At 51.5% G+C, this 3,700-nt stretch carries 5 protein-coding genes; 1 reads left to right on the top strand and 4 read right to left on the bottom strand.

Translation table 11 applies throughout. The features are described from left to right. A partial coding sequence (locus tag ACQY18_RS06445) for a hypothetical protein (RefSeq protein ID WP_428039274.1) occupies positions 1-248 on the top strand: 248 nt, incomplete at its 5' end. Positions 249-433: 185 nt separating this feature from the next. Here the strand turns inward: ACQY18_RS06445 and ACQY18_RS06440 are convergent. From ACQY18_RS06440 to ACQY18_RS06425, 4 genes are all read right to left on the bottom strand, one after another. Beyond that, on the bottom strand, positions 434-1,063 hold the full coding sequence (locus ACQY18_RS06440) for a tetratricopeptide repeat protein (RefSeq protein WP_428039273.1): 630 nt from the start codon (positions 1,061-1,063) through the stop codon (positions 434-436). A gap of 1 nt (position 1,064) precedes the next feature. Next, positions 1,065-1,736 carry an ABC transporter ATP-binding protein gene (locus tag ACQY18_RS06435; RefSeq protein ID WP_428039272.1) on the bottom strand — a complete coding sequence of 224 codons (672 nt, stop codon included), beginning with the start codon at positions 1,734-1,736 and terminating at the stop codon, positions 1,065-1,067. Beyond that, the gene (locus ACQY18_RS06430) at positions 1,729-2,949 is read right to left on the bottom strand and encodes an ABC transporter permease (protein ID WP_428039271.1); all 1,221 of its coding nucleotides are present in this window, start codon (positions 2,947-2,949) and stop codon (positions 1,729-1,731) included. The genes ACQY18_RS06435 and ACQY18_RS06430 overlap by 8 nt, the downstream gene beginning before the upstream one ends. Positions 2,950-3,036: 87 nt before the next feature. Beyond that, positions 3,037-3,573 (bottom strand): 2-oxoacid:acceptor oxidoreductase family protein, encoded by a 537-nt coding sequence (locus tag ACQY18_RS06425; protein ID WP_428039270.1) that lies wholly within the window; start codon positions 3,571-3,573, stop codon positions 3,037-3,039. Between the last annotated feature and the right edge of the window lie 127 nt (positions 3,574-3,700).

Below are 3,700 nucleotides of genomic sequence, written 5' to 3'. Positions count from 1 at the left end.
ATGGGCCTTGCGAGATACCAGGCTTCTCTACCCCGCAATATTATTATAACACATTAAAACCCAAAATGCAAATGATGGTGTTTTATGAATATGGAAAAATGTGGCCCGTTAAACGCAAACAGAAAGCAAAATGTTATTTTGCTTTCTGTGCGTTAATCTCTAAATCCTACCAAATGCCGTCCGCCGTTTGCCGTTCTTCCTTAGCGTTGCCGTTCGTGCCAGTACAAGAATTAGCGTTTGTAGCATGATTTTTCAAATTTAAGATGATTTTGCGCCGCTAGTTTAGGCGCGGTGTAGCGCTAGCTACATAAGCCTAAAGGGGGCGCAAAAGGGCTTAAATTTGGAAAATTGTTTGCCCATCAAACGCAAACAAGGGGAAAAATGTTATTTTTCCCCTTGTGCGTTTATATCTAAATCCTACCACCAGTTGTTCTTAATTCAAAATATCGTGGCGTTCGGGGATTCCCGCCAACTTCCCCAACCTCTTACGCGCATGCGGCTCCCCATGCGTGGCCGCCAACAAATAATACCGCTCCGCCTTGTTTTTATCTTGCGCGGTGCCGGTGCCGTACGCATAAAAATCCCCCACCATTAGTTGAGCAAAGGGGCTTCCGGCATCCGCCGCCAAAACTGCCAAACGGAACGCCTCTTGCGGGTTTTCCCGCGTGCCAATGCCTTTTAGGTAGCACATAATCAGGTTGATTTTCCCCTCATAATTGCCCTGTTCGGCCGCGGCCTGATACCAACGGAACGTTTCTTTATCGTTCCGCGCGCACCCGCGCCCCGCGTGATACAACGCCGCCAACGCCACCTGCGCTTGCGCCGCGCCGGATTTAGCCGCGGACTTAAAACAAATAAAGGCTTCGTAATCGTCCTGCGCCACGCCGCCTTTGCCGCGGTAATAGCGTTGGCCCAATTCTATTTGGGCGGCAGAGTCCCCCTGTTGGGCCGCGGTTTTCAGGCGCAACAAGGCGCGCTTTTTGTGGCGGGCGGTAAGCACAAAAACGCACCACCCCAATAAAAAGCACCCCGCCGCCAGCCAAAAAGTTGGGTTTGTAAGCATATTATTTTGTTTTTACCAGTTTACGGTTTTCCAAGGTGTAAACGTCGTCGGCAAAGTTGACGGCGTGAACGTCGTGCGTCACCATCAGCACCGTCAGCCCCTCGCGGGCCATGCGGGCGAAGTCCTTAAACACCTGCTCTTTGCGGGAGGCATCCAAATTGCCGGTGGGCTCGTCGGCCAGTAGCAGTACAGGCTCGTTGCGCAACGCGCGCGCAATACTGGCGCGCTGTTTTTCCCCGCCGGAAAGCTCGCTGGGCAGTTTGTGGGTAATGGCGCCCAAGCCTAAATTTTCCAGCAACGCCTGCGCTTTTTGGGGGTTTTCATCCCCGCGCATAAGTGCGGGCAGTTCCACATTTTCCAGTAAAGAAAATTCCGGCAACAGGCCGTCAAACTGAAACACAAACCCCATTTTTTTTAGGCGCAGGGCCGAGCGGGCCGACTCCTTACGCAAGCGGGTAATATCCTGCCCTTCAAAAAAGATTTGGCCGGACGTGGGTTTATCCAACATGGCAATTAAATTAAGCAGTGTGCTTTTGCCGCTGCCGCTAGGGCCCAAAAGCACCGCAAAACGCCCTTTTTGCACTTGCAGGGATACATCTTCCAGCACGCAGAGGTTTTCGTCTTTCTGACCGTAAATTTTGGTCACATTTTTTAATTCTATGATATTATCCATAACGTATTGCATCCGTCGGGTTCACGCGGGAGGCTTTGGCGGCCGGATATAACCCCGCAAAGAAACAAATAAAATAACTGCCCCCCACTACGGCCAAAATGTCGCTCCATTCCATACGCACAGGCACTTTGGTCAAATAGTAAATATCGCCGGGGAGTTCCACAATGTTAAAGGTGGCAATAATCCAACATAGCAGGCACGCAAGCGCAATACCCAAACAAATCCCCAACGTGGCAATTACCATGGCTTCCCACATAAATACTTTGCGTATCATTTTGGGGCTGGCCCCCATGGCGCGCATTAGGCCAATGTCGCGCAGTTTTTCCGTACCCAACAAAATCAGGTTTCCGGCAATGTTTAAGGAGGCCACAATAATAATTAAAAACAGGATGATAAACATGACGGCTTTTTCCAACTTTAAGGCCGCATATAACGTGCTGTTTAACTGGGCGAACGTGCGCACGCTGTACCCCAAGCCAATCGCTTCGCGGATTTGTTGGGCGGCCTGTTCGGCCTTGTTTAAGTCGTGCAGTTTAACGGCCACGCCCGTCACGCCGCCTTTCAGACCCAAAAAGTCGCTGGCGTCCGCCAGGCCGGCGTAAGCAATGGTGTTATCAAATTCGTAATAACCGGTGCGCAACAACCCGCTGACCCGAAATTTCTTCATTTTGGGGAACATCCCCGCGGAAGTGGAAATGGATTGCGGGGAAATCAGCACTACATCATCCCCCACGTCCGCACCCAATCCGGCGGCCAGTTCCATCCCCAACACCAACGGGGCCGGAGCGTCCGCCGCCCAATCTTTAGGGGCAAAGGAGCCCTCCGTCAGCGAACGGCTCAAACTGTTGATTTTCTTTTCCTGCTCCGGGTCCAACCCGCGCACCACCAACCCCACGCTTTGGCCGTCGTACGATAAAATAGCCTGCCCGTAAATATGCGGGGCGGCCGCTTCCACCAGTGGGATTTGCTCTATTTTGCGGATTTGCTCCGGATAAGTGCTTGCCGGCATACGGCCAAATACCAAAATGTGGCTCTGCGCGCCAATGACTTTGGTTTTAATGTCCGATTGAAACCCGTTCATCACGGATAAAGTGGTAATCAGCGCCGCCACGCCCACGCTAACCCCGGCCACGCCAATCAGCGTGGTGATGATAGCAAACAGCCCTTTGCGGCGCGTTAAATAGCGTAAAGCTACAAAACGTTCAAATTTCATATTTGTATTTTACCTTATTTTTACGCCCGGTAAAAACAAAAAGGACGAAACCGCAGTTCCGCCCTTTTTGCTTGAGTTTTGCAGATTTTACTGAATAGCGGCAAACCCGGCTTCCAATGCTTTTTTATTCAGTTCCAGCATTTCCGGCTTGGCGCGTTTATACACTTTCTTCATGGCGTGTACAATGTTTTCCACACTTACCGCACCCATCAGCTTGCAATAGGCCCCCAATGCCACCAATGTAGCAATACGGTCCATGCCTATTTTTTCGGCAATTTGGTTGCAAGGCACGCAAACGGATTTAATATCCGTGCGGGTAGGGCGGGAATTAATCAGTGAGCTGTTAATAATCAGCAGCCCGCCCTTTTTTACCAGTGGCTCAAACTTGGGCAAAGACGGCTCGTTCATCACAATGACCGTATCCGGCATAGCCACAATGGGCGTGTAGACTTCGCCGTCCGAAATAACTACCGAGCAGTTGGCCGTGCCGCCGCGCATTTCCGGGCCGTAAGACGGCAACCAGCTGGAGTTCTTTTTGCACTCCACCCCGGCTTGGGCCAACAAAATCCCGGCTGAAACAACCCCTTGCCCGCCGAAACCGGCAATTCTAATACCTTGGTACATTAGTTCGCCCCCTCATCCTTAAAAACGCCTAACGGATATTGCGGCATCATTTTGGTACGCACAAATTCCAACGCCTGCGGCACGCTGGCGTGCCAGTTGGTCGGGCATTGGGAAAGCACTTCCACCA

The organism is Candidatus Avelusimicrobium faecicola (assembly GCA_900540405.1).
In the GTDB taxonomy this organism is placed as follows: Bacteria; Elusimicrobiota; Elusimicrobia; order Elusimicrobiales; family Elusimicrobiaceae; genus Avelusimicrobium; species Avelusimicrobium faecicola.
This window is presented reverse-complemented; position numbering and strand designations above follow the sequence as displayed.